Raw genomic sequence first — 26,136 nt, forward strand, 5'->3', positions numbered from 1 at the left:
CAATTGTATCTCTGATTTTTTGCATTTCTTAAAAAATAAAAAGCCACCTATAATAGTGATTGAACCGTACATAGAACTTTCCATTTAAAGGATAAATAAAATAATTTTACTAATATTCTATAAAATAATGATGGAAAATCTCTTTTCTATTGGTATGATAAGAAGAGGAGGTGACGAGATGATTAATATCATAAAAACACTCAACCAATATGTACGTTTCCCCTTATTACTAGCAAGTTTATTATTTCTAACGGGAATCATACAATTTTTCTTAATGGTCAAGGATATTGAAGGGGAGCAATATGACATTAAATTATTCCAATTGTCACCTGAAACAATTCGCTCCACCAAAACAATAGAAGATACGGAAAAAACGGAAAGTGACAGAGAAAAAATTGCTAGCGAAGTTAAGCCTGTTTATACTTTTTCGCCTGATATTGCTAAAAACCAAGCAGCAATTATTAGTTCTACATTTGATTACATAATTGAAGTTCAAAAGACGATTAATAAAGAAAAGAGCAAATCTAAAAAAGACATAGAAAAGGAAGAACAGATAAAAAATTTAAGAAATAAACTAGATGAGATTAGTACAAATGGACAAACTGTTCGATTAACTGGTCAAGAAATATCAACATTACTCGCGCAAAATGAAGAAGATCTTATTAAAACAAGAGATACTTTGACTTCTATTATCACTAAATCTTTATCGGAGCCTATTCGTCAAGAACAAGTATCAGATGAAAAAGCAAGTGTAGAAAAAATAGTTCGAGGAAGTTATACAATACCTGAAAGTATTCAATCTATTGCTATAACATTAGCCAGAACATCTATTGTAGAGACTGAAAAAAAGGATAATAAGTTAACGAAAGAAAGAATTGAGCAAGAAAAGGCAAATGTCGACCCAACAAGAATTCTACAAGGTCAAATTATTGTACAAGAAGGACAACTGATTGATAGAGAAGTATATCACCAATTGGAAATAACAGGGATGCTGTCAAATCAGCAATCTAAGAAACCGATTGTTGGATTAGGGCTTTTTATCTTCTTACAAATGGCTTTCTTTTATGTAGCATTTTATAATTGGAAAGCTGATAAAAAGTTAAAAACACGTAATTTAATTATTACAATGATTGTATATTTAACTTCTATCATTGTGATGGAATTATTAAATTTAGTTTCGAGTGACTTTGATGTGACAATTGGTTTTCTATTCCCGGCGGCAGTCGTACCTATGCTTATTCGAGTTTTGGTGAACGAACGTATTGCATTGCTGACCACTATTATGACAGCAGCTGTTGGAGGAATTGTCTTCCAAGAAGGTTATTCTTCTGTTATGCAAATGGAAGTATCTCTATATATTATCTTCAGCGGATTTGCTAGTATTTATTTTATGCGAAATGCCAAGAAGAGATCTAGTGTGATGACAACAAGCTTATATGTAGCTGCAGTAAATATTGCCTTTATCGCATTTTATTTGCTTTTATCTCAGTCCAATTACGAGGTAAGAGAATTAGCTTACTATTTATTAGCAGCAATTGTTTCAGCTATTTTATCGGGAGCATTGATGCTTGGATTACTTCCTTTCATTGAATCAGCATTTGGATTGTTATCTACGTATCGCTTGATTGAACTATCTAATCCAAATCATCCATTATTAAAGAAGATTTTAGTAGAAACACCTGGTACTTATCATCATAGTGTGATGGTAGCAAATTTAGCAGACGCTGCTTGTGAAGCAATTGGAGCTGATGGCTTACTAGCTCGAGTAGGTTGTTATTATCATGATATTGGAAAGACAAAAAGGCCAGGCTTTTTTGTGGAAAATCAAATGTCAGGTATTAACCCACATGATCAGCTCCCACCGAATACAAGTAAAGATATAATTATTGCACATGTGGAAGATGGTGTTAAAATATTAGAGCAGCATAAAATGCCAAAGGAAATTGTAGATATTGCAAGACAACATCATGGTACAAGCTTGGTGAAATTCTTTTACTTTAAAGAGAAAGAAAATAACCCAGATGTGGAGGAATCAGCATTTCGTTATGCTGGACCTAAGCCACAAACGAAAGAAATTGCTATAATAAGTGTAGCAGATAGTGTAGAAGCTGCTGTACGCTCGATGAAGAATCCAACATCGGAAGGTATCAGACAGCTTGTTCACAATATCGTACAAGATAAATTGCTAGACGGACAGTTTGATGAATGTGATCTTTCTATCCGTGAACTGAAAACGGCTGAACGCGTTTTTTGTGAAACTTTAAATGGAACCTTCCATTCACGTATCGAATATCCGAAGCCAAAATAAGCCTAGGAGGCATAAAATGAGTTTGAATATTGATTTTTTAGATGAAACAGGAAAAGTAAAGGAATCTGATATTGCATTAGTGGAAAATCTTTTGCAACATGCAGCGAAGATTGAAAATATTGAAGATGGTACAGAAATCTCCATTACTTTCGTCACTAACGAAGAAATCCATAAGATTAACCGAGAGTACCGCCACAAAGATGCGCCAACAGATGTTATTTCTTTTGCTCTTGAAGAAGTGGGCGAAGGTGAAACACCTATTATTGCAGAAGGAATGCCACGTATTTTAGGCGATGTCATTATTTCAATTGATCGTACAAGAGAACAAGCAGAAGAATACGGCCATTCATTTGAACGTGAACTTGGTTTTCTAGCTGTACATGGTTTTCTACATGTTCTTGGCTATGATCATATGGTTCCTGAAGATGAAAAAGTGATGTTTGGAAAACAAGATGAGATATTAGAATCCTATGGATTATCTCGTGAAAATAATGATCGTGCGTAAGTTTTTACATTCCTTTAAATATGCGATTGAAGGCATTAAACAAGTAATGGTCGAACAAAATTTTCGTTTTGACTTAATGATGGTGTTTATTGTTGTAGTAGCAGGTGTATTTACAGGCCTATCTCAGCTAGAATGGATTATATTAATCGTTGTGATGGCTATTATGCTGTCACTTGAAATGATGAATACAGCTATTGAGAGGGTTGTTGACCTTGCTTCTCCTGGAATACACCCATTAGCAAAGGCTGCAAAAGATATAGCAGCAGGGGCTGTGCTTGTTTTTGCTTGTGCAAGTGTTATAATCGGTATACTTATCTTTATACCGAAATGGATAAATTTATGGGATTGAGGTGTATGAAATGGAAAAAGAACAGTTAATAGAACTTGCAAAAGAAGGCCGCGAAAAAGCTTATGTTCCATATTCAAAATTTAAAGTAGGAGCAGCGCTGTTAACAACTGACGGCAAAGTATTTAAAGGCTGTAATATTGAAAACTCTGGTTATTCTATGACTAACTGTGCTGAACGTACTGCAATGTTCAAAGCTGTTTCTGAGGGTGAAAGAGATTTTGCTGCAATTGCAATTGTTGCAGATACAGAAGGTCCTTGTTCACCATGCGGAGCATGTCGACAAGTTATTTCAGAGTTTTGTGCACCGAATATGCCAGTTTACTTAACAAATATGAAAGGCGATGTGCAAGAAACAACTGTAAAAGAGTTGTTACCAGGCGCATTTTCACCGGAGGATTTATTGAATGCAGGAAAATAAAGTTTTTAAATCAGGATTTGTCACAATTGTTGGACGTCCAAACGTAGGAAAATCTACATTTTTAAATAATGTCATCGGACAAAAAATCGCAATCATGAGTGACAAACCACAAACTACTCGAAACAAAGTTCAAGGTGTTTATACAACAGATGATGCTCAAATGATTTTCATTGATACACCAGGAATTCATAAACCAAAACATAAACTAGGCGAATTCATGTTAAAAGTATCTAAAAATGCTTTGCGTGAAGTTGAAGCTATTATGTTCATGGTAAATGCGACTCAAAAACTTGGCGCAGGTGACAAATATGTAATGGAAATGCTAAAAGGCACGAAAACACCTGTCTTTTTAGTAGTCAATAAAATAGATGCAGTGCATCCTGATGAGCTTTTGAATATTATCGATTCGTATAAAGCAGAATTCGAATTTGCAGAAATTGTACCTATTTCAGCACTACAAGGGAACAATGTACAACAACTACTTGATACATTGAAAAAGTACTTACCAGAAGGCCCACAATATTACCCAGCAGATCAAGTAACAGACCATCCTGAACGATTTATAATTGCAGAGTTAATACGTGAGAAGGTATTGCATTTAACACGCGATGAAGTACCACATTCTATAGCTGTTGAAATTGAAAAAATTGCAAAAGATGAAAATAAGGACTTAGTACGCATCAATGCTTCTATTATTGTTGAACGTGATTCACAAAAAGGAATCGTCATTGGTAAACGTGGTGCCTTGTTAAAAGAAATTGGTACACGTGCTCGTAAAGACATTGAAACATTACTTGGAAGTAAAGTCTATTTAGAACTTTGGGTCAAAGTACAAAAAGACTGGCGTGACCGTGCATCACAACTTCGTGATTATGGATACCGTGATGATGAATACTAGGAAATAGGAAGTGAAGACAATTGCTGAATAAATGGGAAGGCATTGTCTTAAAAACACGACCGTATGGCGAAACAAATAAAGTCGTCACACTAATGACAAGAGAGGTTGGCAAAGTTGCAGCAATGGCTAGAGGGGCAAAAAAACCGTCTAGCCGTTTAGCTGCGATTAGCCAACCCTTTGTACATGGTACTTTTATGATTCAACAAGGCCGTGGCATGGGGACATTGCAACAAGGGGAACCTTTAGAATCTATGCGGCATATTCAAGAAGATATTGTAGCAACAGCATACGCTAGCTATGTTGTTGAAATTATTGATCGTTTAGTAGAATCTGAAAAACCAGAACCCTATGCATTTGATGTATTAACACAAGCACTACATGCAATAGAAGAAGGATATGATCCAGAAGCAATTGCCATGTTCGTAGAGTGGAAAATGTTACCTTACACAGGCGTACAGCCTATTCTACATGCATGTGCAAGTTGTGGTTCAGTTGAAGGAGAATTTGCGTTTTCGTTTACACAGGGAGGTTTCCTATGCCACCGTTGCTTCCAACGAGATCCATATCTTATCCGTTTAACACCAACACAGCTAAAGCTTATAAGGATGTTCTATAGTGTACCAATAGACCAAATTGGTAAGCTAACTTTAAAAAAAGAAACAAAGAAATTTATCCGTAAAATTGTTACGACTATATATGAAGAACAAACGGGTATGCGCTTTAAAAGTCGCTCATTTATAGACCAATTAGAACGCACCCCATTACTGTTCGATGCACACTTTACTAAGGACGAGGAAGATCATCAATCATAAAAAGCTTCGATACTAGCTATAAAAAGCTATATCGTGGCTTTTTGTTTTTTATTCAATTGTTTTGACTTTTTCAATTCATCGTACATATAATATGTATATATGAACAACTAATCATATAAAGAATCTAAGAACATTAAAAAAGGGGGCGTTCACGTGATTGAGGAACAAATTTCATTCAATAATGAAGATTTAGATGAAGAAATTTTATTTTTAGTATCTCAAACATTTAAAGCAATCAGTGATCCAACTCGAATTCGTATTTTAAACTTATTGAGTAAAAAAGAATGTTCTGTTAGTGAACTTGGTGAGAAGTTAAATTTAAAACAGTCTACTGTTTCTCATCAATTAAGTTTTTTGAAAAATTTAAGATTAGTGAAATTCCGTCGCGAAGGGACGACAGTTTTTTATTCACAAGATGATGCGCATGTCATGGCCATTCTACAACAAACGATTGAGCATGCGAAACATAATTAGAGGTGAAATGAATAATGGGACATTCACATGAGCACGGTCACAGTCATGATCATACACATGGTGCAAACAAAAAGACCTTAATGATAGCTTTCATAATTATTACATCTTATATGATAGTTGAAGTTGTAGGTGGTCTTTACACAAACAGCCTAGCACTGTTATCTGATGCGGGGCATATGTTAAGTGATGCCATTGCACTTGGGGTGGGTGTATTAGCCTTTACGATAAGTGAGAAGGTGGCTAATAATAGAAATACGTATGGATATAAACGCTTTGAAATTTTAGCAGCTGTTTTCAATGGTGTGACATTAATTTTAATAGCTATTTTTATATGTGTAGAAGCAATACAACGCTTTACGAAACCACAGGAAATTGCTTCAAGTGGTATGCTTATCATTGCAATAATCGGTTTATTGGTAAACATCCTTGTTGCGTGGATCTTAATGCGTGGTGGTGATACACATGATAATTTGAACATGCGTGCCGCTTTTTTACATGTCATTAGTGATATGTTAGGCTCTGTCGGTGCAATTATCGCGGCTATTCTTATCATGTTATTCGGTTGGGAATGGGCAGACCCGGTTGCCAGTATAATTGTAGCAATACTTGTTTTAACAAGTGGATGGCGTGTTACGAAAGCTTCTATACATGTGTTGATGGAAGGGACGCCTTCGAATGTTGAGACAGATGATATTATTAGTACTTTCCAAACAACGGAGGGCATACTTGCTATTCATGATTTACACATATGGAGTATTACAAGTGGTCAAAATGCACTTTCTTGCCATGTAGTTGTAGATGGAAAGCTTACAGTAAAAGATAGCCAAATTATTTTACAAGAACTCGAACATAAATTATTGCACTTAGGGATAGGGCATATGACAGTTCAATTAGAAAATGACCGACACAAACATGATAATACAATCCTTTGTAAATTAGAAGAAAGACATAGTCATCATCATGAACATTAAAAAACATTTAAAAATAATATAAGTAGAGAAAATTCATGAACATGAAATGCACCCCGATTGATAAAAAATCAAACGGTGGTGCATTTTTTTATAGTAGCATTAATAGCAGTTTTCCTTTAAAAAATCTTTACAATTCACTTTCTACATATTACCATGTTAATTGATAATCGTTTTCAATTGTGGGTGAGAATAGAAAAATGGACATTTCATTAAATGAGATTATAAATTATTATGCAAATGCATCTGTATCTTTTTCCAATATATTTGTTGCCAATTTAAATCCAGGTAAGAGTGATGTAGGACGTAGGACAGCACCTGGAATGTGTGGTCTTATTATCCCTTTGCAAGGAAGTGCAAATTTTACATTGAATAATCAAACCTTTGCAATGGGGATAGGTACAATCGTCCATGCAGGGCCCCAAATGAGTATAAAAGTAGATAATTCAAGCGAGAAAATTTGGAGGTATGTGGTATTACATTATGAAATCCCAGCTAAAGAGAAGGAAGTATATCAGCTTTATCATCAACATTTTTCTTTAAAAGTGGACAATCAAACAAGAATTACTCGATATATTAAAGAGTTAATAAAGGCGTATTCTGTTCCAGGTCCCATCTCTAAAATTACGGCGAGAACATTGTTCCATCAAATTATTGAAGAACTAGTGCAGGGTGCAAAACGAAACAGTAAATCCGATAGGGACACAGTAATTGAACAAGCGGTGGATTTTATGCATCAACATTATACAGAGAAAATTTCAGTAGCAGAAATTTCAAAGCGTTTTAAAATAAATAGACGTCGTTTTACAGAATTATTTGAACGACATACTGGGTTAAATCCATCAAATTATATCATCGAATTAAGGATGAAAGAGGCAAAAGAGATGCTTCGTCAGAGTGATCTTTCCATAGCAGTAATTGCCTTTCAATTAAGCTATGATGATCCATTTTACTTTAGTAGAATATTTAAAAAATATGTAGGTGTATCTCCGACAGCATATCGCAGAGAGATTACATAAATCGGCAAAAGTCCATGCGAAAAAACATTTTGTCCATTCTCATTTTCTAATCTTTTTGGTAAATTAATAATCGGCAATGATAATCATTATCAATAAATGAAAATTTATAATTTACTAGGAGGATCAATATGGGGAAATATTGGAAATTAGGAGCGGTTGCTTTACTTTCTTTAGCAATTGCAACAGGATGCAATTCAAACAGTGATACAAAAAAATCAAATGATACAAAAGTATCGGAAAGTAGTGCAAGTGCTGACAAGGAATCTACTACAAAACAAATTACATACCTTGGTAAGGAATATACAGTGCCAGCTAAAACAGATAATATTATCGCAGCAAGTTTAGAATCTATGGAAGATGCTGCAGTTCTTGGTGTCAAGCCAACAGGTGTTGTTTCAATAGCCGGAAACGATATGCCAGAATATCTTAAAGATGACTTTGATGGAGCGACTGTTGTGGGAAATAAATTTGAACCAAATGCAGAAGCTATGCTAAAGCTTGAACCAGATGTCATTTTAGCTTCTGATAAAATGGATGCAAAAAAATTAGCTAAATATGATAAAGTGGCAACAACCTTCCCATACACTTTTGTTGCAGAAAAATGGCGTGAAAACTTGCAATTATTAGGTCAATTGACAGGTAAAGAAAACCAAGCGGATAAAGTAATTAGTGATTATGAAACAAAAGTAGCTGAATTAAAAGATAAAGCGGTTAAAGAACTAAAAGATAAAAAAGTAATGATTATCCGTGTTCGTGGTACCATGATGGCTTATGGCCCTTCTCTTTATTTAAATCCTGTTTTATATGATGATTTAGGACTTGAGGTACCAAAAGAAATAGCAGATGCAAAAACACAAATGGAATTATCATACGAAACATTATCAAAAATCAATCCTGATGTGATCTTCCTTCAATTTGACGAATCGGAAAATACTAAAACACCAAAAGCATTAGATGAAGTATTAAAAAATGATATCTTCAAAAGTGTAAATGCTGCTAAAAATGACAAAGTATTTGTCAATAGTATTTCTCCTTCAGCACAAGGAGGAACAGCTTGGTCTAAAACAAGATTTTTAGATGCAATCTCTAAAGACCTTCTAAAATAGTAAGTTTGAAAAAGCGAATAGCCTAATGCTTTTCAGTCAATTGACCCAAACGTATCTTAAAAGCTTCGTTTGATTTGTCCATTTTATCAACAAAGCAGTTGGAGAGAATCTATTTTTCTCGTCCATCTGCTCTTTTTCTCATTATTAAAACACTATATTTTTGAAAGTGTATTCTTTTTATATAAATGAGGTGTCACAATGAATAAACAGCGCTGGAATGCAATTGTTATTTCTTTTGTATCACCAGTTTTAATCATAGCTGTTATGATTGTTTCTATCATACTAGGTACAAAGGATATTCCTTTGTCAACGGTTTGGCAGGCAATCATAAACTATGATGCAACAAGTGTAAATCACCAAATAATTTGGACGAGTAGACTTCCAAGAGCTGTAGCAGTAGCGTCTGTTGGAGCATTTTTAGCAGTCGCTGGTGCAATAATGCAAGGGATTACAAGGAATTATCTTGCGTCTCCATCATTAATGGGCGTGAATGATGGCTCAGCTTTTGTTATTACATTAGCAATGATTTTTTTACCTGGACTTGCGAATTACCAATTAATCTTACTTTCAATGCTAGGTTCTGCTTTAGGCGCAGGGCTTGTTTTTGGATTTGGGTCGCTTATTCGGAATGGATTGTCACCAGTTAGACTAGCGATTATAGGGACAGTTATAGGTACTTTTCTAAGTAGTATAGCGACAGCGATTGCAATGTATTTTCAAGCATCTCAATCTATTAGTTCTTGGTATAATACTAAAATTCATATGGTCGATCCTAAATTATTGATCATTTCCATTCCATTTGGCGTTCTTGGCTTAATACTTGCAATAGCTAGTTCTAAATCTATTACGATAACATCATTAGGAGAAGATATAGCTACAGGTTTAGGGCAAAATACGAAATGGATCAAAATCATTTGCATGATAGCTGTGGTTTGTTTAACGGGAACAGCAGTAGCTCTTGTTGGTAAAATTGGATTTGTTGGATTAGTAATTCCGCATATTACTCGCTTTTTAGTAGGAGTAGATTATCGTAGAATTATTCCTTTCTCAGCACTTTTAGGTGCGATGTATTTATCTTTATGTGACTTAATTAGTCGCTATATAAACTTTCCGTTTGAAACGCCAATTGGAGTAGTTACATCATTGATTGGTGTACCATTTTTCTTATATTTAATTCGTACGCATGGAGGTGGGAAACATGCGGCATAAAAAACTTACAACATCTCTAATAGCAGTATTGTTGCTAGGTTGCATTGCTCTTGCAAGCTATATACATATTACAAATGGCGTCTTTGATATTAGTGTAAAAGATGTTTTAAAAACAATTTTAGGATTTGAAGATGATGAACGGTTTAAACTAGTTATTTTTGAATTTAGGTTACCACGCATTATTATTGCGGCCATCGTAGGAGTAGGATTAGCTCTTGCTGGTGTTGTATTACAAGGGATTACGAGAAACCCATTGGCAGATCCAGGGATTCTAGGCATAAATGCAGGAGCAGGGACAGCTATTGTATTGTTTATGTTTTTCTTTCAAATTCAAGTAGTTCAGGCAGATATTCAGAACTGGCTAGCTGTTATGATGATGCCTATTTTCGGTTTTGTTGGAGGAGGATTAGCAGCTGCTATTATATTCTCATTCGCTTATAAACAAAAACGACTTGATATGCAAAGGCTCATTTTAACAGGAATCGCGATTAACAGTGGTTTTAGTGCATTGTCATTATTCTTTTCTTTAAAGATGAATGCATCTGATTTTGAAGCGGCAGCAGTTTGGATGAATGGTTCCATTTATAATGCTGATTGGATGTTTATTTGGACAATTTTACCATGGGTAGTCATTTTGGCTATCTATATTTTTTATAAAGCGCATCTCTTAGATTACTTCCAACTAGGGGAAGAGAATATGATCAGTTTAGGGATTAAAACAGAGAGCGAAAAAAGAAAGTTAATGATTGCAAGTGTTGGTTTAGTAAGTGCTTGTGTATCTGTTTCGGGAAGCATTGGGTTTATCGGCCTAATGGCTCCTCATATCGCAAAACAGCTTGTTGGAAATCATCACCGCTCTGTTGTCATTATTAGTGCATTAATGGGAGCTTTTCTTTTAATTTTCGCAGATTTTATCGGCAAAACGGTATTTGCACCTTTAGAATTATCAGTTGGGATAGTTGTATCTATCATCGGTATTCCGTATTTTCTTTATTTACTAATTAAGACTAAGGCTTAGGAGGATTATAAATGGCCCCAAGTATAGAGACTTTTAAAATACATTCTACGTGTGCAGATTATACGTATACTGTTCAAATTTATATTCCTGAGAATGTAAAAAATTCAGATCAGTTGCCTATTTATTATATTTTAGATGGTAGTTCATATTTTACATTTGCCAATCAAACGATTAAATTGCAATGTTTAAATTCACCCAAGACAAAGGTTTGTCCGGCAATTGTCGTAAGTATTGAGCATGGTGAGGATATGCGAGATCGTCGCTTTTATGATTTTACTGCACCGGCGAAGGTGTATATATATCCCCAGCGTTTATTGCAAAAGGGAAAGGTTCGTAAAAATGGAGGAGCAACAAAATTTACTCAATTTCTCATGAGAGAATTGAAACCGGCAATACATGAAAAATTTCCAAACCATGGTGATGAAATTATATTCGGTCACTCTCTTGCAGGGTATTATGTACTCTGGCTTTTGTTTATGAATAAGCATTATTTTGACCGTTACATTGCATTTAGTCCATCTATTTGGTGGAACCAATATGAAATAGAAAATTTAGCGCAATCATTTATAAATGATCAAGATTGTAAAGTTTCTCCCTTATTTGTGGCTGTTGGGAGTGAAGAAGGATTTATGGTTGAAGATTCGGAAAAGATGCACGAATTACTTCAACCAAGATTTATGAACAATATTTCTTTTTATAAAGCAGAAGATGAAAATCATGCATCTGTTGTACCTACTGCAATAAGTAGGGCAATGCGCTTTATGACGACTGTAAAAGTCGAAATACCATCCTAGTTCTGTAAAATTACTGATTGTCGCCACAATGTTATATATTATTCAACTATACTCAAAAAGAGTATTTGAAAATGATTAATAGCATGAACTTTTTGGGGGATTACAATGATTTCCCCATACCATATCAATTTCTTTAAATCGATAAGGTAAATGAAATACTCCTCATAGTCTAAACAAATTTTATTTGTTAACTAATGAGGAGTATTTTTTATTTTTTAGAGGTATTTCATTGATTGACTAGTTTCATATATTTCTAGGTTTTCGTACACTTTGAAGCTTCCCTCATTCGCATACAATAACAGTATCTTATTGTAGAGGGGTTATTTGATGAATCAATATTTAGATTTACTTGCCTATTTCGGTATTGGTGGTGCACATCCTGGTGGTTTTGCGCTAACTCAATCTATTTTTGAAAAAGAAAAAATTGAACCGCATTTTAGTGTACTAGATATTGGTTGCGGTACAGGACAAACCGCATCTTATTTAACAAAAAAGTTTGGATGTAGTGTAACAGCAATCGACATAAATTCAATGATGGTGGAGAAAGCCAAAAAAAGATTTGTGAACGAAGGGCTTAATATTAAAACCGTTTTAGGTGATGTACAAAAAATGAAATTCGCTGATGAAACCTTTGATTTTGTACTATCTGAATCGGTTATTTCATTTACAAATATACCAGAGACTTTAAAAGAGTTAGTAAGAGTTTTAAAAAGAGAAGGTAGTATGATCATAATTGAAATGACTGCCGAGCAACCATTATCAAACGAAGTAAGAGAAAAAATTTTAGAATTATATGGGGTCAATCAAGTTTTAACGGAAGAAGAATGGATCACGTGTTTGCGGCAGGCAGGATTTACAAATGTAAAAGAAATCCTAACGCCTCCATTCCTCCTTCCAAGTGAGATTGATGATATCGATGAATCTGAAAAAATACCGATACATTTTTATAATCTGTGGGATGAACATAATGATTTTGTAGAGAAAAATAATCATCTAGTAGGTTATCGTGCATTTAAATGTTCTCTTGCATAGTTTTTTTATAATTTATTCGACTATTACTAACCCTGTATAAAAAAATTATTCTTTCGGGAATTTCGAACCAGAAATTATTGTATCTGAGGATTTTCGATAAAGCTCATCATTTTTGAAGGGACCATTTTTTTCTTGATAGCTATTAATAATCTGATAACCAATATGGTATCCAATCCATTTAGGTAACGGACTACCTTTTTGACCATATAAGAAAGGATAATGATTCTTTAAACCTTTTAAATACAATGAAGTTAAAAAGTATCTCTTCCATATTTCTAAAGACTGTTCATATGAATAGAGATTTGTCCATGGACCGACGAACTTTTCACCGTATAAATCTTTTATTGCATATTCTCCAAGTCCTTCAATAATAATTGACTCTTTTAAAGGAATTTGATCTAGTGATAGATTATTAAGGTGAATACGGCATACATGGTTATACTCATGTGCAAACATTGCTTTTATTTCCGTTTCAGAGAGACTATTCGAAAAGAATAAAAAGACACCTTCTTTATAAGCAACACCATTTTTCCGAAAATCTCTTTTGAATCCCATCCCTTTTATAGGAAAAATATATATTGGAACATTTGGTCCGTTCCACAATTTCTTTAATTTTTTATATTCCTTCTGCACAATTTTCCAAACATTTAATTCTTCCATTTTCTCAACTACTGTTTCAATTTTAAACCATTCAAAAGGATCAAATAATCCATGATTTAATAATTCGTGATGTAATGATTGAGGAGCAATATTAGGGAATACCTTTTTTAATGGGTCACAGAGCGTTTCACGTTGAATAGTAGGATAGTCAAGAATCGATTTCTCTTTACATCTATTTATAAATTCATAAAGCCATTGTTTTGTTTGAATTACTGACAATTACCTCATCCTCTTTTACTTTTATATTTATGTTATGTTTTGAAAATGTTATTGCTTTCGAAAATTTAAGTGAATATGAATTTTTATTCCTTAGACCTTTATCCATAAGATTCTATTTCACTGACCATATAATACAATGCATACTCATATGCAATATAAGTTTGGAAGGAGGGTGAACATGAATCCGGCAGATGCGTATAATTTATGTAATAGATATCATGGGAAAATGGTAAGAATTAGATGTAATGATGGAACAGTACATGTAGGACAAATTACAAGAGTAGATCAAAAAATGGTATGGATTAACCCACAAAGTGGAATGGGCGGATATGGCCTAGGCTGGGGTTGGGGTGGTTATGGATACGGACCGGGATACGGATATTATAGACCAGGATTTGGCGTAGGAATCGCTCTTGGGGCAATCGTAGGAATCGGTCTAGCTTCGGCATTTCTGTGGTAAAAGAAAAATAGAGGAAATTCACTGACGATAGAAAAACGTCAAAACTTTTTCTTGCATTAAAGAGTAATACCCTCATCTGAAAATTGATAGTGGTGAGGGTAATCTCTAATAATGTTGGTCACTATTCAATTGATGTATTAATATTTCACCATAAGAAAGAGGTTATCCTAAAATCGGATAACCCCGTACCTATTTGTGTAATGTACTTATATGGTCATTATTATTTGATTTGATAGCAGTCGGTGTGCCGCAGCTTTTGCAATTACTTTTTAGTTCACATGTACCGCATTTACCTTCCTTACTTTTTTGAATATGGCGATAAATAGTCCATCCTGCGTATCCGAAAATAAGTAGACCTATAATAATATTAGCGATCATCTCGATGCTTCCTTCCTTAAAATCCTAATAGTTTACCACCTTGGTAAATAATCAACGCAATGATGTATGCTAAAATCAACGCGTAAACGACTGCAAAATATGTCCACTTTGTTGAACCAGTTTCTTTTTTTATCGTACCAACAGTAGCTAGACAAGGAACATATAGTAAGATGAAAACAATGAATGTAAATGATGACAATGGATTGTAAGCTTGTGTTAACAATCCTTGTAAACTATCCATATTTGGAGCATGATAGATAATATTCATGCTTGAAACAACTACCTCTTTTGCCAAAAATCCTGTTAAAAGGGATGCTCCAGCTTGCCATGTACCAAACCCAAGGGGAGCGAGTATCGGTGCAAATAATCCACCAATTACTGCTAGAAAACTATCATCCATTTCTACACCTAATCCACCTGGACCAGCATATGATAATAGCCAAATAATAACAGAACCTCCGAATATGAATGTACCGGCTTTACGAATAAAACCCTTTCCTTTATCCCAAGTACTTCTTAATAATGTTTTTGATTGAGGAATTCGATAAGGAGGTAATTCCACTACAAAAATAGAAGTTTCACTCTTAAGTAAAAGCTTTGAAAAGATTTTCGCCATCAGTAATGCCAAAGTAATCCCTAACAAATAAAGTGAAAAGACAATAATTGTTTGATGACCAGCAAAAAATGCACCGACAAATAATGCGTAGACAGGTAATCTTGCTGAACAAGACATTAATGGAGTCAACAAAATCGTGATTAATCGTTCTTTTGGCTGTTCAATCGTTCTCGCTGCCATTACACCAGGCACATTACAGCCGAAACCAATAATCATCGGTATAAAAGCCTTTCCGTTTAGACCAACAGCTTCCATTAACTTATCCATCACAAGTGCCGCACGTGCCATATAACCTGAGTCTTCCAAAAATGAAATAAAGAAAAATAAGATAAAGATTTGTGGTACAAAAACAAGTACACCGCCAACACCAGCAACTATACCATCTAAAACTAGCGATTGAATAAACTGAGATGTACCAAGATCATTCAATAGAATAGTTATCCAATCTGTTAATCTACCAGAAATAAATTGATCCAATAAATCTGAAAGAGGGGTTCCAAGCCAATCGAATGTTAGTTTAAACATGAATAACATACATAATAAAAAGATAGGCATTCCTAAATATTTATTTGTAACGATTGCATCAATTCTGTCAGACAAATGAACTTGTTGTTGTTTTTCATGACTCACAGATTGTTCTAAAATAGTTGTAATGTAATTCTTTCTTATCTGATAAATCCTTTGAGCTATACTATTAATATGATTACTTTTCTTTAGTTCTGCTTCAGTTTGTTGGTACAGTTTATCCAACAGTTCTTTTGAAACAAGCGTTTCTAAATAATTTCGTATGACTACATTTCCTTCGAAAAACTGTAACGCAAGCCATCGATGAGGAAGATGTTGAATATCTTCTAGTGGCAAAATTGATAATAATTGATCAATGCCATTTTCAATATCTTTTCCATAATTTAATGTTAGCTGCTCGACAGGCTTCGTATTAAGTGAAGTCATATAATTCATCATATTGTTACAACCTTCACCAGTTCTCGCAACAATGGAAACAACCGGTGTATGTAAGGCTTCAGATAGTTTTTCTTCGTTCAAAGAAATTCCTCGATGCTTGGCAACATCAGACATATTCAGCCCGATGATAAGAGGCTTTCCATATTCCAAAAGTTGAATGGTTAAGACTAAATTCCGCTCCAATTGAGAAGCATCTACGATATTGATAATGCTATTAAATTCCTCTGAGATAAAGAATTTAGAAACAACACTCTCATCTTTTGATAATGGACTTAATGAATAAATTCCGGGTAGGTCAATTAGATGACCTAATTTATCCTTTAATGTTCCAACTTTCTTTTCAACTGTAACGCCGCTCCAATTTCCGACGTATTCATAAGAGCCAGTCAAATAATTGAATAATGAAGTTTTTCCTGTATTAGGGTTCCCTACTAGCGCTATATTTACCATTGTCTTTCAATCTCGATTTGCATAGCTTCTTTATATCGAATCCCTAACATTTGACCGTTATGTTCAATCATGAAAGGACCATGAAATGGCATTCGATTTTTTAACAAGACTTCTTCGCCTTCTAAAATCCCAAAATCTAATAATCTTCTTTTAATATATTTATTTAATGTTGATAAATTGACGATAATCGCGCTTTCACCAAGTTTCAATTCATTTAATGACATGTTGTTCACTCCAAATTTTTTTCACATCTAATCACGCATTTATGATAACACTTCTCAATTGGTAAGTCGATATAGTTCGAAAACTTTTCACTATTTCAGGTATTATTCCACATGAATGCGAAAAAAGATGGCGCAACCATTGTCGGTTAACGCCATCTTAAATGTTGGTTTTGATTTATCTAGATATAGCGAAAATTAGGTTAGAGTATTGATACTAAAAAGCTAGATGCTTTTCGATATATTCTTTAACTTCAGCGATAGGCATACGTTCTTGGTTCATAGAGTCGCGGTGACGTACTGTTACTTGACCGTCTTCAACTGAATCGAAGTCGTAAGTGATACAGAATGGTGTACCAATTTCATCTTGACGACGGTAACGTTTACCAATAGATTGTGATTCATCATAATCTACTGGGAAAGCTTTACGTAATTCAGCCCATACTTCAGTAGCTTTATCAGATAATTTTTTAGATAGAGGTAATACTGCTGCTTTAAATGGTGCTAGAGCAGGGTGTAGGTGAAGTACTGTACGAGTATCGCCACCTTCTAATTCTTCCTCATCATATGCATCACATAAGAATGCTAATGTCACACGATCGGCACCAAGTGATGGTTCGATACAGTATGGTACATAACGTTCGTTTGAAATTGGATCAATATAAGTGAAATCTTCACCAGAGTGTTCCATATGTCGTTTAAGGTCGAAATCTGTACGAGATGCAACACCCCATAATTCGCCCCAACCAAATGGGAATTTAAATTCAATATCTGTTGTTGCATTTGAATAATGAGAAAGTTCTTCATCTTCGTGATCGCGAAGACGCATAGAATCTTCATTCATATTCAAGTTCAATAAGAAGTTTTTACAGAATTCTTTCCAATATGCATGCCATTCAAGTTCTGTTCCTGGCTTACAGAAGAATTCTAGTTCCATTTGTTCAAATTCACGAGTACGGAAAGTAAAGTTACCCGGTGTAATTTCGTTACGGAATGATTTACCGATTTGTGCAATACCAAATGGTGTACGTTTGCGCATAGAGCGTTGAACATTTTTGAAGTTAACAAAAATACCTTGTGCAGTTTCTGGACGTAGGAAAATTTCGTTTGTTGAATCCTCTGTAACACCTTGGAATGTTTTGAACATTAAATTGAACTGGCGAATTTCAGTGAAATCTTGAGCGCCACAATCAGGACAGTGTACGTCATATTCTTTCATAACATCAGCCATTTTATCGAAAGGCATGCCATCAACGATGATTTCTTCGCCTTTTTCTAGTGCTGCTTCTTCAATTAGTTTGTCGGCACGATGACGAGCTTTACATTGTTTACAGTCAATCATAGGGTCATTAAAGTTACCCACATGGCCAGAAGCTACCCAAGTTTTTGGGTTCATCAAAATAGCTGCGTCAAGACCTACGTTATATTGTGATTCTTGAACGAATTTTTGCCACCATGCTTTTTTTACGTTGTTTTTCAATTCAACACCAAGTGGACCGTAATCCCAAGTGTTAGCTAAACCTCCGTAGATTTCAGAACCAGGGAAGACAAAGCCACGATGTTTGGCTAAGCTTACGATGCTTTCCATTGTTTTTGCCATTAGAAAATCCCTCCAAATATTAAAGCACCCGTCTCCGGGCACAATTTTGTACCCGGGGACGAGTGCATATAGACCCGCGGTTCCACCCCGATTGGCTACTAAAAAATAGTAACCCTCTTTCAAGAATATTAGCTCCCGGTTGCCTTTTTCTGATTTCGTGTAGTCTTTCACCATCACTACTCGCTTTCAGTAGATGAAATCGTACTTATAGACCGTTCATTGCTTATTTGTATTGATGCTTATTGTATCATGTGATTCTTTTCTTCGCAATAAATTGAAAAATAGTATATAATAATTGAGTATTGAGTATAACATTTTTTGAGGCGGTGAGTCCAATAGAACTCAACAAACGTCAGGAAGAGATCTTAGAAATTGTCAAAGAAAATGGTCCCATTACCGGGGAACAAATAGCTGAGCGTCTTTCTCTGACTAGGGCGACACTTAGACCGGATTTAGCCATACTTACAATGGCAGGTTTTTTGGATGCTAGACCGCGTGTCGGTTATTTTTACTCTGGTAAAAAGACAAACCAAGCTGTTATCGATAGCATGACCAATATGAAAGTGAAGGACTTTCAATCGATACCAGTGGTAGTTTCTGAGGATGTTTCTGTATATGATGCCATTTGTCAAATGTTCTTAGAAGATGTGGGTACACTATTTGTGGTAGACCACAACTCATACTTGACAGGTGTGCTTTCAAGAAAAGATTTACTTCGAACAAGTATAGGAAGTCAGGATTTGAATCATATTCCCGTACATATAATCATGACGAGGATGCCAAATATTGCATACTGTTTTAAATCGGACGGTTTAATACAGGCTGCACATAAGCTTATTGAAAGGCAAATAGATGCATTACCTGTCGTTATCGAACATCCAGATGGCTTAGAGGTCATAGGTCGTTTGACAAAAACAAATATAACACGAGCGTTCTTGTCGCTTGCTGAAAATCATGATTTGTGAGGTGATGCTTCCATGAATAATTTAACTGTTTTTATCATTTCGGACTCAGTAGGTGAAACGGGTGATTTAGTTACAAAAGCAGCTATTAGTCAATTTAGACCAGGAATGCAGGATACTAAAATTCAACGTTTTCCCCATATAGAGAGTAAAGAACAGCTTACAGAGATTGTTCATCTAGCAGTAGAGCAGAATGCTATGATTGTTTACACTTTAGTAAAAGAAACAATGCGTATTTTTTTAAATGGAATGTGCCAGGAGCATAATATTCCATGTGTAGATTTAATGGGGCCTATTTTAGGAATCTTAGGAGATACTTTACAAGTAGAACCTTTAGAAGAACCTGGACTAGTTCGCAAATTAGATGATGATTATTTCCAAAAAATAGAGGCTATCGAGTTTGCAGTAAAATATGATGATGGACGCGACCCGAGAGGATTACTAAAGGCGGATATTGTTTTAATAGGCGTTTCACGAACTTCCAAAACCCCATTATCACAATTTTTAGCACACAAACGATTCAAAGTAGCTAATGTCCCATTAGTTCCTGAGGTAGAACCCCCAGAAGAATTATTTTTAGTGGATCCAGCCAAATGCTTTGGTCTTGTAATTTCTCCAGAAAAATTGAATAGCATACGAAAAGAACGTTTACTAGCTTTGGGATTAAATGATGGAGCGAATTATGCAAAACTGGAACGGATAAACGAAGAAATTTTGCATTTTAAAAAAGTAGTTGATCGAATCGGTTGTCAGGTGATTGATGTGACCAATAAAGCTGTTGAAGAAACAGCTAACGATATTATTCATCGTATTCAATTATCTAAACAATAAACTAACTATGCAATCCTCCTTTCTAGGGAGGTTTTTTTACGTTTTAGTATGAAAATGTTAAAAAAGAAATAGAATTTTCGGGTGTAATGTTTTATAATAAAAAATTGTGGTAAAAATAATTACAAGTATTTAGCCCATACTAACTTAAATTTAAAATTTTTTGTCGAAAAATGAAGGACTTTTTGATAATTATCTCGAATTCAGTTATGAGCGAAAAAAGATGGTGATGGAATGGCGCAAAAAATACCTGAAGAGATTATTGAACAAATACGTTCAAAAACAGATATTGTGGATGTTATTGGTGAATATGTCCAGTTGACAAAAAGAGGAAGGAATTATTTTGGCTTATGCCCTTTTCATGGCGAGCAAACCCCTTCTTTTTCTGTATCCACTGATAAGCAAATTTTCCATTGCTTTGGTTGCGGTGCTGGAGGAAGTGCCATTACATTTTTAATGGACATTGATAATATATCCTTCCAAGAGGCTACGGCTAAGCTTGGTGAACGTGTTGGCATTCATGTCGATGTTTCATCAACACCTAATATTCATACACATCCTATTTCTCCTGAAGAAGGACGTATGAAAGATGCCCATTCTTTTGCAGCAGATTATTATCAGCACTTACTTTTAAATACTGAAGAAGGCGAAAAAGGGCTTGAGTATTTGCAACAACGAGGTTTTACCAGAGAAGAAATCGAAACAAATGGGATAGGTTATTCTTTACCCCATTGGGATTCTTTAACGCAACTTTTAACACGAAAAGGCTTTGACTTAGATGAAATGGAACAGAGCGGATTAATTATCAAACGAGAGGACGGTTCGGGTTACTTTGACCGTTTCAGAGGCCGCGTCATGTTCCCAATTCGTGATGAGCAAGGTAAAATTATTGCGTTCTCTGGTCGTATTCTTGATAGTGGAGGAGAAGATGCCAAGTACTTAAATAGTCCTGAATCGCCTATTTTCCATAAAGGGCAAGTGTTATACAACTTGGATCAAGCAAGACCAATTATACGAAAAGAACGTAAAGTTGTTTTATTTGAAGGTTTTATGGATGTGCTCTCGGCAAAGAGAGCAGACGTTTTTAATGGTGTTGCGTCTATGGGGACTGCCTTAACGATGCAACATATGAATAAGTTAAAACGTCTAACTGATCATATAATTGTTTGCTACGATGGTGACAAAGCTGGTTGGGAAGCTGCAAGAAAAGCGGCAGAAATGTTACATGCTGAAAGATTAAATATTGAAGTTGCAGTGCTTCCTACAGGTTTAGACCCGGATGAATATATACAGCAATTTGGTCCAGAAGCTTTTAAAGAAAAGGTAATCAGTGAACCTCAAAGTTATGTTGCATTTATGTTAATGTATGCTAGGCGGAACAAAAATTTTCAATATCAGAATGACATATTGCAATATGTGGATGAGGCTTTAGGCTTTTTAGTTGAAGGAATTTCACCTATTGAAAAAGAATTATATATCAAACAGATTTCAATGGACACGAATATTTCCGAAGAAACATTACAAATGCAATTACGTCAAAAGGAAGCACAGCTTGCAAAGAATTCTAAACGATTTGAGCAACAAGTGCAACCAATAACTCAACAAATTACTCTTCAAAAAGATAAAATCACAGCGACTGACCGTGCAGAAAGACTACTCTTAGCACATATGTTACACAACATTGACGTTGTCGATCGAATTCGCCAAGAAGAGGATGAAAATCCCTTTGTACGGGAAGATTATATGGCAATCTATATTCACCTAATTGGTTTTTATGAAGAACATCAAAAAGCTGATTACCAGCGTTTTGCTGAAGTCATTGGTGATAGAGAGCTACGCAAAATCATAATGGAAGCTGCACTTGTAGAAAGAGATCCTGATCATACTGAGGAAGAAATTTCTGATTGCTTAAAACAAATAAGAAAATTCAGGATTAAGCAAATTATACAAGATAAAAAACATGCTATTCAAGAAGCAGAGAAAATGCACGATTTGAATAGTGCCATGCAGCTTTTAAAAGAAGTTATTGATTTAAAGAATTCACTATCAAAAGTGTAATGGGATAGTGATGGTTAGAAGGAGGAAACACCTGTGGCGGACAAGTCTAAACGTTCAACTGATGAAAAAAAAGTAGTAGAACATGAACATACTTTAGAAGAAACAAAAAAATTCTTATTAGCTATTGGTAAGAAAAATGGCGAATTAACATATGCAGAAATTGCAGATAAATTGCAAACATATGAAATGGAAGCCGATCAAGTAGAAGAATTCATCGAAAAACTTGAATCTAATGGTATTGAATTAGGTGGTAAAGATGGTGATGAAGAAAACTTAGATCGACTACTAAAAGGTAAGGACCATGAAGAAACGTTTGACTTGAATGATTTAAGTGTTCCACCAGGCGTTAAGATAAATGACCCAGTTCGTATGTATTTGAAAGAAATTGGTCGGGTTGACTTACTAAGTGCAGAAGAAGAAATTGCACTTGCTGAACGTATTGAACAAGGTGATGATGAAGCACGTAAACGACTAGCTGAAGCAAACTTACGACTTGTTGTAAGTATTGCAAAACGCTATGTAGGACGTGGTATGCTTTTCCTTGACCTTATTCAAGAAGGTAACATGGGGCTTATTAAAGCAGTTGAAAAATTCGATTATCGAAAAGGATTCAAATTCTCAACATATGCAACTTGGTGGATTCGTCAAGCAATAACTCGTGCAATCGCTGACCAAGCTCGTACAATTCGTATTCCTGTGCATATGGTTGAAACCATTAACAAGTTAATCCGTGTTCAACGTCAATTACTTCAAGACTTAGGGCGTGAACCAACACCTGAAGAAATCGGTGAAGAAATGGATCTTACACCAGAAAAGGTTCGTGAAATTCTTAAAATCGCTCAAGAACCAGTCTCATTGGAAACACCAATTGGTGAAGAAGATGATTCACATTTAGGTGATTTTATAGAGGACTCAGAAGCTCAATCACCTTCTGAACATGCTGCATATGAGCTTTTAAAAGAACAATTAGAAGATGTATTAGATACATTAACAGACCGAGAAGAAAATGTACTACGTTTACGCTTTGGTTTAGATGATGGACGTACTCGTACGCTTGAAGAAGTAGGTAAAGTCTTTGGTGTTACAAGAGAACGTATTCGACAAATAGAAGCAAAAGCACTAAGAAAATTGCGCCATCCTTCAAGAAGCAAACGTCTAAAAGATTTCCTAGAATAGTCAAAAAGGCACCCTTTAAAGGGGTGCTTTTTTCGTTTAATTAAGGTAAAATTGGGGATGAAAATGGTTTCAATAGCTGGGGGCAAATACATGAACAGTCAAAAGAAAGCAGTCATCCTAAACGAAATCTCATTCTGGAAGAAAAATAAATTATTACCGGAACATTATTGTGATTTTTTAATGACTTTATATTCAGAAGGTCAAGAAGTAGAAGAAAATAATAGTACCCAACTAAAAATAAATGCCGCCAATTCTTTATTAGCAGATAATTATTCAAAAAATTGGAAAATGATTTTAGCCATCATTGGTATCATCTTGATATTTGGGGCGTTATTTGTTTTAAAGGCTCCATTCGTTCTTATTCCGCTTATTTTAAGTATTGGCATAATTGTAGGGTTGTTAATATTTCTTTTTAAATTTAAGCCAAATAAGACAGTAAGAACAACTTTTACATATGCCACAATAGCTCTACTCATTTTTGGAGTTTCGATAAAAATTGTGAATTTCTATTTTGATGGACAACCTTCACTTCTATACGGTGTTCTACTTGGCAATTGTATTTTATGGTTGTTAACTGGTAGAGTATTAAATCTAATCTATTTTAAAATTTCAGGTATTATTGGGCTAATTATTATTATTTTTTATATGTTGTTTATATAAATCTTATTTCAAAAGATGGTCATTCTATTGTTCTCTATAAAGAAAATTTAACTATTTTAAAATTTATAAATCACGAACTGAATCGATTAAGTCAGAAGCTATTTTAAAAATAGCTTCTTTTTTTTAGTCCTGAAAAATATGATTTTATATAAGTGTTTTGTAAAATTCGATGAGGAGTGATAGTAGATGAATTTTAATCTAACTGATGAACAAAAAATGTTACAAAAAATGATAAGAGAGTTTGCGGAAGAAGTAGTAGCTCCAGGAGCAATAGAAAGAGATCGTACAAAAGAGTTTCCAAAAGAAATTTTTAAACAATTAGGTGAAATGGGAATAATGGGACTACCTTTTGAAGAAACTTATGGTGGGGCAGGTTCTGACACCGTTAGTTTTGCAATCGTAACAGAAGAGCTTAGTAAAGCATGTGCATCCACTGGAATAACGTATTCTGCTCATATCTCCTTAGGAGGTGCTCCACTCCATTTATTTGGAACGAAAGAACAAAAGGAAAAATTTTTAACACCAATTTGTACAGGTGAATCTTTGGGGGCATTTGGTCTAACAGAGCCTAATGCAGGTTCTGATGCTGGTGGAACTGAAACAACAGCAAAACTTGATGATGGCATTTATACGATAAATGGAAGTAAAATGTTTATCACAAATGCAAGTTACGCTAAGCATCTAGCATTAACTGCTGTTACTGGTAACAAAAAAGGTAAAAAACAAATAAGTTCAATAATCGTACCAACAGATTGTAATGGATTTACAATCTCTGAGCCATATGAAAAAATGGGGTTAAATTCTTCAAATACGACAGAACTTATATTACAGGATGTGCAAGTTCCAAAAGAGTATTTATTGGGTGTAGAAGGAGAAGGGTTTAAACAATTTCTCGTTACATTAGATGGTGGAAGGATAGGAATTGCAGCAATGGCTGTTGGAATTGCTCAGGCAGCCTATACAAAGGCATTAAATTATGCAAAGGAAAGAAAACAATTCGGACAAGCGATTAGTTCATTCCAAGTAACACAATTTAAGCTGGCAGATATGGCCTTAAAAATCGAATTAGCACGAAATATGGTTTATAAAGCATCTTGGTTAAAAGATCAGCAAAAAATGTTTACAAAAGAGGCTGCAATGGCTAAATTATATGCAACTGAAATAGCAATGGAAATCGCAAGAGAAGCAATACAAATTCATGGAGGATACGGATATATGAAGGAATTTGAAGTTGAAAGGTATTTAAGAGATGCAAAACTGTTAGAAATTGGTGAGGGAACCTCTGAAGTACAAAGAATGGTTATTGCAAGACAAATTGGTTGTTAATCTGTCTATTGTGTCAAATTTGTCACAAACAGGCGAAAACTTGTCCAGAAAGCCTTTTCGTTTCTTGAGTTATGAAGTACAATATAAAGTGTTGACTGATTCTATTTATAGAAATAGATTGAACTTATGAGGGAGGGTAAATATATGAAAAAGAATCCTATTATTCCGTATATCTTAATCATGGCGTTCGGTTTAGGTTTAATCTTCTTCTTGTCTGTAGAAGGAGCAGGAAATAAAGCCGATATCGCTAAAGGCGGAGACAAAGCAAAAACTGAACAAGCAGCTGGTGATAAAGAATCAGCATCTGGTGACGTTGATCCAGAAGCAGTTGCTAAACAAAAATGCATATCTTGTCACGGTGGAGACCTTAAAGGCCAAGTAGGTCCAAACTTGCATGGTACAGGTTTAAAAGAAGCTGAAGTAAAAGACATTCTTACTAACGGTAAAGGCAGCGGTATGCCTGCTGGTTTAGTTTCAGGTGCAGAACTTGATGCTATGGCTAAATATATTTCTGAATTAAAATAATTAATTCCTATATATTTTCCAAACCCTTATCCTACTTGGGATAAGGGTTTTTTAAGTGCGCCCGGCATGGGTGATTACTTGGTGGTGAAAGTCCACTACAGGCTTGGCAGTAGGAACTGTTAGC

General features: G+C 34.9%; 27 protein-coding genes. 22 read left to right on the forward strand and 5 right to left on the reverse strand.

Annotated elements, in window-relative coordinates; genetic code table 11:
• Nucleotides 1-178: 178 nt before the first annotated feature.
• The 14 genes from Q0977_RS04460 to Q0977_RS04525 all read left to right on the forward strand — a co-directional run bounded on the left by Q0977_RS04460 (nt 179) and on the right by Q0977_RS04525 (nt 12,910).
• The gene (locus Q0977_RS04460) at nt 179-2,308 is read left to right on the forward strand and encodes an HD family phosphohydrolase (protein WP_119414826.1); all 2,130 of its coding nucleotides are present in this window, start codon (nt 179-181) and stop codon (nt 2,306-2,308) included.
• A gap of 16 nt (nt 2,309-2,324) precedes the next feature.
• A complete protein-coding gene (ybeY, locus tag Q0977_RS04465) occupies nt 2,325-2,813 on the forward strand; it encodes an rRNA maturation RNase YbeY (protein WP_119414827.1) in 489 nt (162 codons plus the stop codon).
• The gene (locus Q0977_RS04470; RefSeq protein WP_119414860.1) at nt 2,800-3,162 is read left to right on the forward strand and encodes a diacylglycerol kinase family protein; all 363 of its coding nucleotides are present in this window, start codon (nt 2,800-2,802) and stop codon (nt 3,160-3,162) included. The genes ybeY and Q0977_RS04470 overlap by 14 nt, the downstream gene beginning before the upstream one ends.
• Before the next feature lie 10 nt (nt 3,163-3,172).
• On the forward strand, nt 3,173-3,580 hold the full coding sequence (locus Q0977_RS04475; protein ID WP_119414828.1) for a cytidine deaminase: 408 nt from the start codon (nt 3,173-3,175) through the stop codon (nt 3,578-3,580).
• On the forward strand, nt 3,567-4,478 hold the full coding sequence (era, locus tag Q0977_RS04480) for a GTPase Era (RefSeq protein ID WP_119414829.1): 912 nt from the start codon (nt 3,567-3,569) through the stop codon (nt 4,476-4,478). Before Q0977_RS04475 ends, era begins: the two co-directional genes overlap by 14 nt.
• Before the next feature lie 20 nt (nt 4,479-4,498).
• Nucleotides 4,499-5,290: a DNA repair protein RecO gene (recO, locus tag Q0977_RS04485; RefSeq protein ID WP_119414830.1), complete on the forward strand. Its 792-nt coding sequence runs from the start codon at nt 4,499-4,501 to the stop codon at nt 5,288-5,290.
• 153 nt (nt 5,291-5,443) lie between these two features.
• Entirely contained in the window at nt 5,444-5,764 is a 321-nt protein-coding gene (locus tag Q0977_RS04490) for a metalloregulator ArsR/SmtB family transcription factor (RefSeq protein ID WP_119414831.1), read from the forward strand.
• A 14-nt stretch (nt 5,765-5,778) separates the two neighbouring features.
• The gene (locus tag Q0977_RS04495) at nt 5,779-6,735 is read left to right on the forward strand and encodes a cation diffusion facilitator family transporter (protein ID WP_119414832.1); all 957 of its coding nucleotides are present in this window, start codon (nt 5,779-5,781) and stop codon (nt 6,733-6,735) included.
• 197 nt (nt 6,736-6,932) lie between these two features.
• Nucleotides 6,933-7,751: a helix-turn-helix domain-containing protein gene (locus Q0977_RS04500; RefSeq protein WP_119414833.1), complete on the forward strand. Its 819-nt coding sequence runs from the start codon at nt 6,933-6,935 to the stop codon at nt 7,749-7,751.
• A 128-nt stretch (nt 7,752-7,879) separates the two neighbouring features.
• Nucleotides 7,880-8,857, forward strand: coding sequence for an ABC transporter substrate-binding protein (locus tag Q0977_RS04505; protein WP_119414834.1), 978 nt, complete (start codon nt 7,880-7,882; stop codon nt 8,855-8,857).
• A 198-nt stretch (nt 8,858-9,055) separates the two neighbouring features.
• Nucleotides 9,056-10,066 carry an iron ABC transporter permease gene (locus tag Q0977_RS04510; RefSeq protein WP_299510951.1) on the forward strand — a complete coding sequence of 337 codons (1,011 nt, stop codon included), beginning with the start codon at nt 9,056-9,058 and terminating at the stop codon, nt 10,064-10,066.
• Nucleotides 10,056-11,084, forward strand: a complete 1,029-nt coding sequence (locus Q0977_RS04515) for an iron ABC transporter permease (RefSeq protein ID WP_119414836.1) — start codon at nt 10,056-10,058, stop codon at nt 11,082-11,084. The genes Q0977_RS04510 and Q0977_RS04515 overlap by 11 nt, the downstream gene beginning before the upstream one ends.
• A gap of 11 nt (nt 11,085-11,095) precedes the next feature.
• Entirely contained in the window at nt 11,096-11,878 is a 783-nt protein-coding gene (locus tag Q0977_RS04520; RefSeq protein ID WP_119414837.1) for an alpha/beta hydrolase, read from the forward strand.
• A 327-nt stretch (nt 11,879-12,205) separates the two neighbouring features.
• Nucleotides 12,206-12,910, forward strand: a complete 705-nt coding sequence (locus tag Q0977_RS04525; RefSeq protein ID WP_233548018.1) for a class I SAM-dependent methyltransferase — start codon at nt 12,206-12,208, stop codon at nt 12,908-12,910.
• A 45-nt stretch (nt 12,911-12,955) separates the two neighbouring features.
• Here the strand turns inward: Q0977_RS04525 and Q0977_RS04530 are convergent, their stop codons facing one another.
• Nucleotides 12,956-13,789, reverse strand: coding sequence for a DUF2268 domain-containing protein (locus Q0977_RS04530; protein WP_299510955.1), 834 nt, complete (start codon nt 13,787-13,789; stop codon nt 12,956-12,958).
• Between the two features lie 178 nt (nt 13,790-13,967).
• On the opposite strand from Q0977_RS04530, the gene Q0977_RS04535 reads away from it, so the two are divergent.
• Nucleotides 13,968-14,249 carry a hypothetical protein gene (locus Q0977_RS04535; RefSeq protein WP_119414840.1) on the forward strand — a complete coding sequence of 94 codons (282 nt, stop codon included), beginning with the start codon at nt 13,968-13,970 and terminating at the stop codon, nt 14,247-14,249.
• Nucleotides 14,250-14,438: 189 nt separating this feature from the next.
• Here the strand turns inward: Q0977_RS04535 and Q0977_RS04540 are convergent, their stop codons facing one another.
• The 4 genes from Q0977_RS04540 to Q0977_RS04555 form a co-directional block, all read right to left on the reverse strand.
• On the reverse strand, nt 14,439-14,627 hold the full coding sequence (locus tag Q0977_RS04540; protein WP_119414841.1) for a FeoB-associated Cys-rich membrane protein: 189 nt from the start codon (nt 14,625-14,627) through the stop codon (nt 14,439-14,441).
• A 16-nt stretch (nt 14,628-14,643) separates the two neighbouring features.
• Entirely contained in the window at nt 14,644-16,656 is a 2,013-nt protein-coding gene (gene feoB / locus Q0977_RS04545) for a ferrous iron transport protein B (protein ID WP_119414842.1), read from the reverse strand.
• A complete protein-coding gene (locus Q0977_RS04550) occupies nt 16,650-16,880 on the reverse strand; it encodes a FeoA family protein (protein WP_119414843.1) in 231 nt (76 codons plus the stop codon). The genes feoB and Q0977_RS04550 overlap by 7 nt, the downstream gene beginning before the upstream one ends.
• Before the next feature lie 214 nt (nt 16,881-17,094).
• Nucleotides 17,095-18,477 (reverse strand): glycine--tRNA ligase, encoded by a 1,383-nt coding sequence (locus Q0977_RS04555; RefSeq protein WP_299510963.1) that lies wholly within the window; start codon nt 18,475-18,477, stop codon nt 17,095-17,097.
• Between the two features lie 326 nt (nt 18,478-18,803).
• On the opposite strand from Q0977_RS04555, the gene Q0977_RS04560 reads away from it, so the two are divergent.
• The 7 genes from Q0977_RS04560 (at nt 18,804) to cccA (ending at nt 26,012) form a co-directional block, all read left to right on the forward strand.
• The gene (locus Q0977_RS04560; RefSeq protein WP_124218000.1) at nt 18,804-19,442 is read left to right on the forward strand and encodes a helix-turn-helix transcriptional regulator; all 639 of its coding nucleotides are present in this window, start codon (nt 18,804-18,806) and stop codon (nt 19,440-19,442) included.
• Between the two features lie 12 nt (nt 19,443-19,454).
• Nucleotides 19,455-20,270: a pyruvate, water dikinase regulatory protein gene (locus Q0977_RS04565; RefSeq protein ID WP_124218001.1), complete on the forward strand. Its 816-nt coding sequence runs from the start codon at nt 19,455-19,457 to the stop codon at nt 20,268-20,270.
• Between the two features lie 231 nt (nt 20,271-20,501).
• Nucleotides 20,502-22,325 (forward strand): DNA primase, encoded by a 1,824-nt coding sequence (gene dnaG, locus Q0977_RS04570; RefSeq protein WP_299510969.1) that lies wholly within the window; start codon nt 20,502-20,504, stop codon nt 22,323-22,325.
• A gap of 33 nt (nt 22,326-22,358) precedes the next feature.
• Nucleotides 22,359-23,501, forward strand: a complete 1,143-nt coding sequence (rpoD, locus tag Q0977_RS04575) for an RNA polymerase sigma factor RpoD (RefSeq protein WP_299510971.1) — start codon at nt 22,359-22,361, stop codon at nt 23,499-23,501.
• A 90-nt stretch (nt 23,502-23,591) separates the two neighbouring features.
• Nucleotides 23,592-24,161, forward strand: coding sequence for a hypothetical protein (locus Q0977_RS04580; protein ID WP_299510973.1), 570 nt, complete (start codon nt 23,592-23,594; stop codon nt 24,159-24,161).
• Nucleotides 24,162-24,347: 186 nt separating this feature from the next.
• A complete protein-coding gene (locus tag Q0977_RS04585) occupies nt 24,348-25,487 on the forward strand; it encodes an acyl-CoA dehydrogenase family protein (protein ID WP_299510975.1) in 1,140 nt (379 codons plus the stop codon).
• Nucleotides 25,488-25,631: 144 nt separating this feature from the next.
• A complete protein-coding gene (gene cccA, locus Q0977_RS04590; protein WP_299510977.1) occupies nt 25,632-26,012 on the forward strand; it encodes a cytochrome c550 in 381 nt (126 codons plus the stop codon).
• Nucleotides 26,013-26,136 lie beyond the last annotated feature (124 nt).

It is taken from the genome of uncultured Rummeliibacillus sp., from assembly GCF_934216135.1.
GTDB lineage: Bacteria > Bacillota > Bacilli > Bacillales_A > Planococcaceae > Rummeliibacillus.

Excerpts from the sequence above, each read along its gene's own strand:
- Q0977_RS04460 (WP_119414826.1), top strand. The coding sequence starts at position 179 with ATGATTAATATCATAAAAACACTCAACCAATATGTACGTTTCCCCTTA.
- ybeY (WP_119414827.1), top strand. The coding sequence starts at position 2,325 with ATGAGTTTGAATATTGATTTTTTAGATGAAACAGGAAAAGTAAAGGAA.
- Q0977_RS04470 (WP_119414860.1), top strand. The coding sequence starts at position 2,800 with ATGATCGTGCGTAAGTTTTTACATTCCTTTAAATATGCGATTGAAGGC.
- Q0977_RS04475 (WP_119414828.1), top strand. The coding sequence starts at position 3,173 with ATGGAAAAAGAACAGTTAATAGAACTTGCAAAAGAAGGCCGCGAAAAA.
- era (WP_119414829.1), top strand. The coding sequence starts at position 3,567 with ATGCAGGAAAATAAAGTTTTTAAATCAGGATTTGTCACAATTGTTGGA.
- Q0977_RS04495 (WP_119414832.1), top strand. The coding sequence starts at position 5,779 with ATGGGACATTCACATGAGCACGGTCACAGTCATGATCATACACATGGT.
- Q0977_RS04500 (WP_119414833.1), top strand. The coding sequence starts at position 6,933 with ATGGACATTTCATTAAATGAGATTATAAATTATTATGCAAATGCATCT.
- Q0977_RS04505 (WP_119414834.1), top strand. The coding sequence starts at position 7,880 with ATGGGGAAATATTGGAAATTAGGAGCGGTTGCTTTACTTTCTTTAGCA.
- Q0977_RS04510 (WP_299510951.1), top strand. The coding sequence starts at position 9,056 with ATGAATAAACAGCGCTGGAATGCAATTGTTATTTCTTTTGTATCACCA.
- Q0977_RS04515 (WP_119414836.1), top strand. The coding sequence starts at position 10,056 with ATGCGGCATAAAAAACTTACAACATCTCTAATAGCAGTATTGTTGCTA.
- Q0977_RS04520 (WP_119414837.1), top strand. The coding sequence starts at position 11,096 with ATGGCCCCAAGTATAGAGACTTTTAAAATACATTCTACGTGTGCAGAT.
- Q0977_RS04525 (WP_233548018.1), top strand. The coding sequence starts at position 12,206 with ATGAATCAATATTTAGATTTACTTGCCTATTTCGGTATTGGTGGTGCA.
- Q0977_RS04535 (WP_119414840.1), top strand. The coding sequence starts at position 13,968 with ATGAATCCGGCAGATGCGTATAATTTATGTAATAGATATCATGGGAAA.
- Q0977_RS04540 (WP_119414841.1), bottom strand. The coding sequence starts at position 14,627 with ATGATCGCTAATATTATTATAGGTCTACTTATTTTCGGATACGCAGGA.
- feoB (WP_119414842.1), bottom strand. The coding sequence starts at position 16,656 with ATGGTAAATATAGCGCTAGTAGGGAACCCTAATACAGGAAAAACTTCA.
- Q0977_RS04550 (WP_119414843.1), bottom strand. The coding sequence starts at position 16,880 with ATGTCATTAAATGAATTGAAACTTGGTGAAAGCGCGATTATCGTCAAT.
- Q0977_RS04555 (WP_299510963.1), bottom strand. The coding sequence starts at position 18,477 with ATGGCAAAAACAATGGAAAGCATCGTAAGCTTAGCCAAACATCGTGGC.
- Q0977_RS04565 (WP_124218001.1), top strand. The coding sequence starts at position 19,455 with ATGAATAATTTAACTGTTTTTATCATTTCGGACTCAGTAGGTGAAACG.
- dnaG (WP_299510969.1), top strand. The coding sequence starts at position 20,502 with ATGGCGCAAAAAATACCTGAAGAGATTATTGAACAAATACGTTCAAAA.
- Q0977_RS04580 (WP_299510973.1), top strand. The coding sequence starts at position 23,592 with ATGAACAGTCAAAAGAAAGCAGTCATCCTAAACGAAATCTCATTCTGG.
- Q0977_RS04585 (WP_299510975.1), top strand. The coding sequence starts at position 24,348 with ATGAATTTTAATCTAACTGATGAACAAAAAATGTTACAAAAAATGATA.
- cccA (WP_299510977.1), top strand. The coding sequence starts at position 25,632 with ATGAAAAAGAATCCTATTATTCCGTATATCTTAATCATGGCGTTCGGT.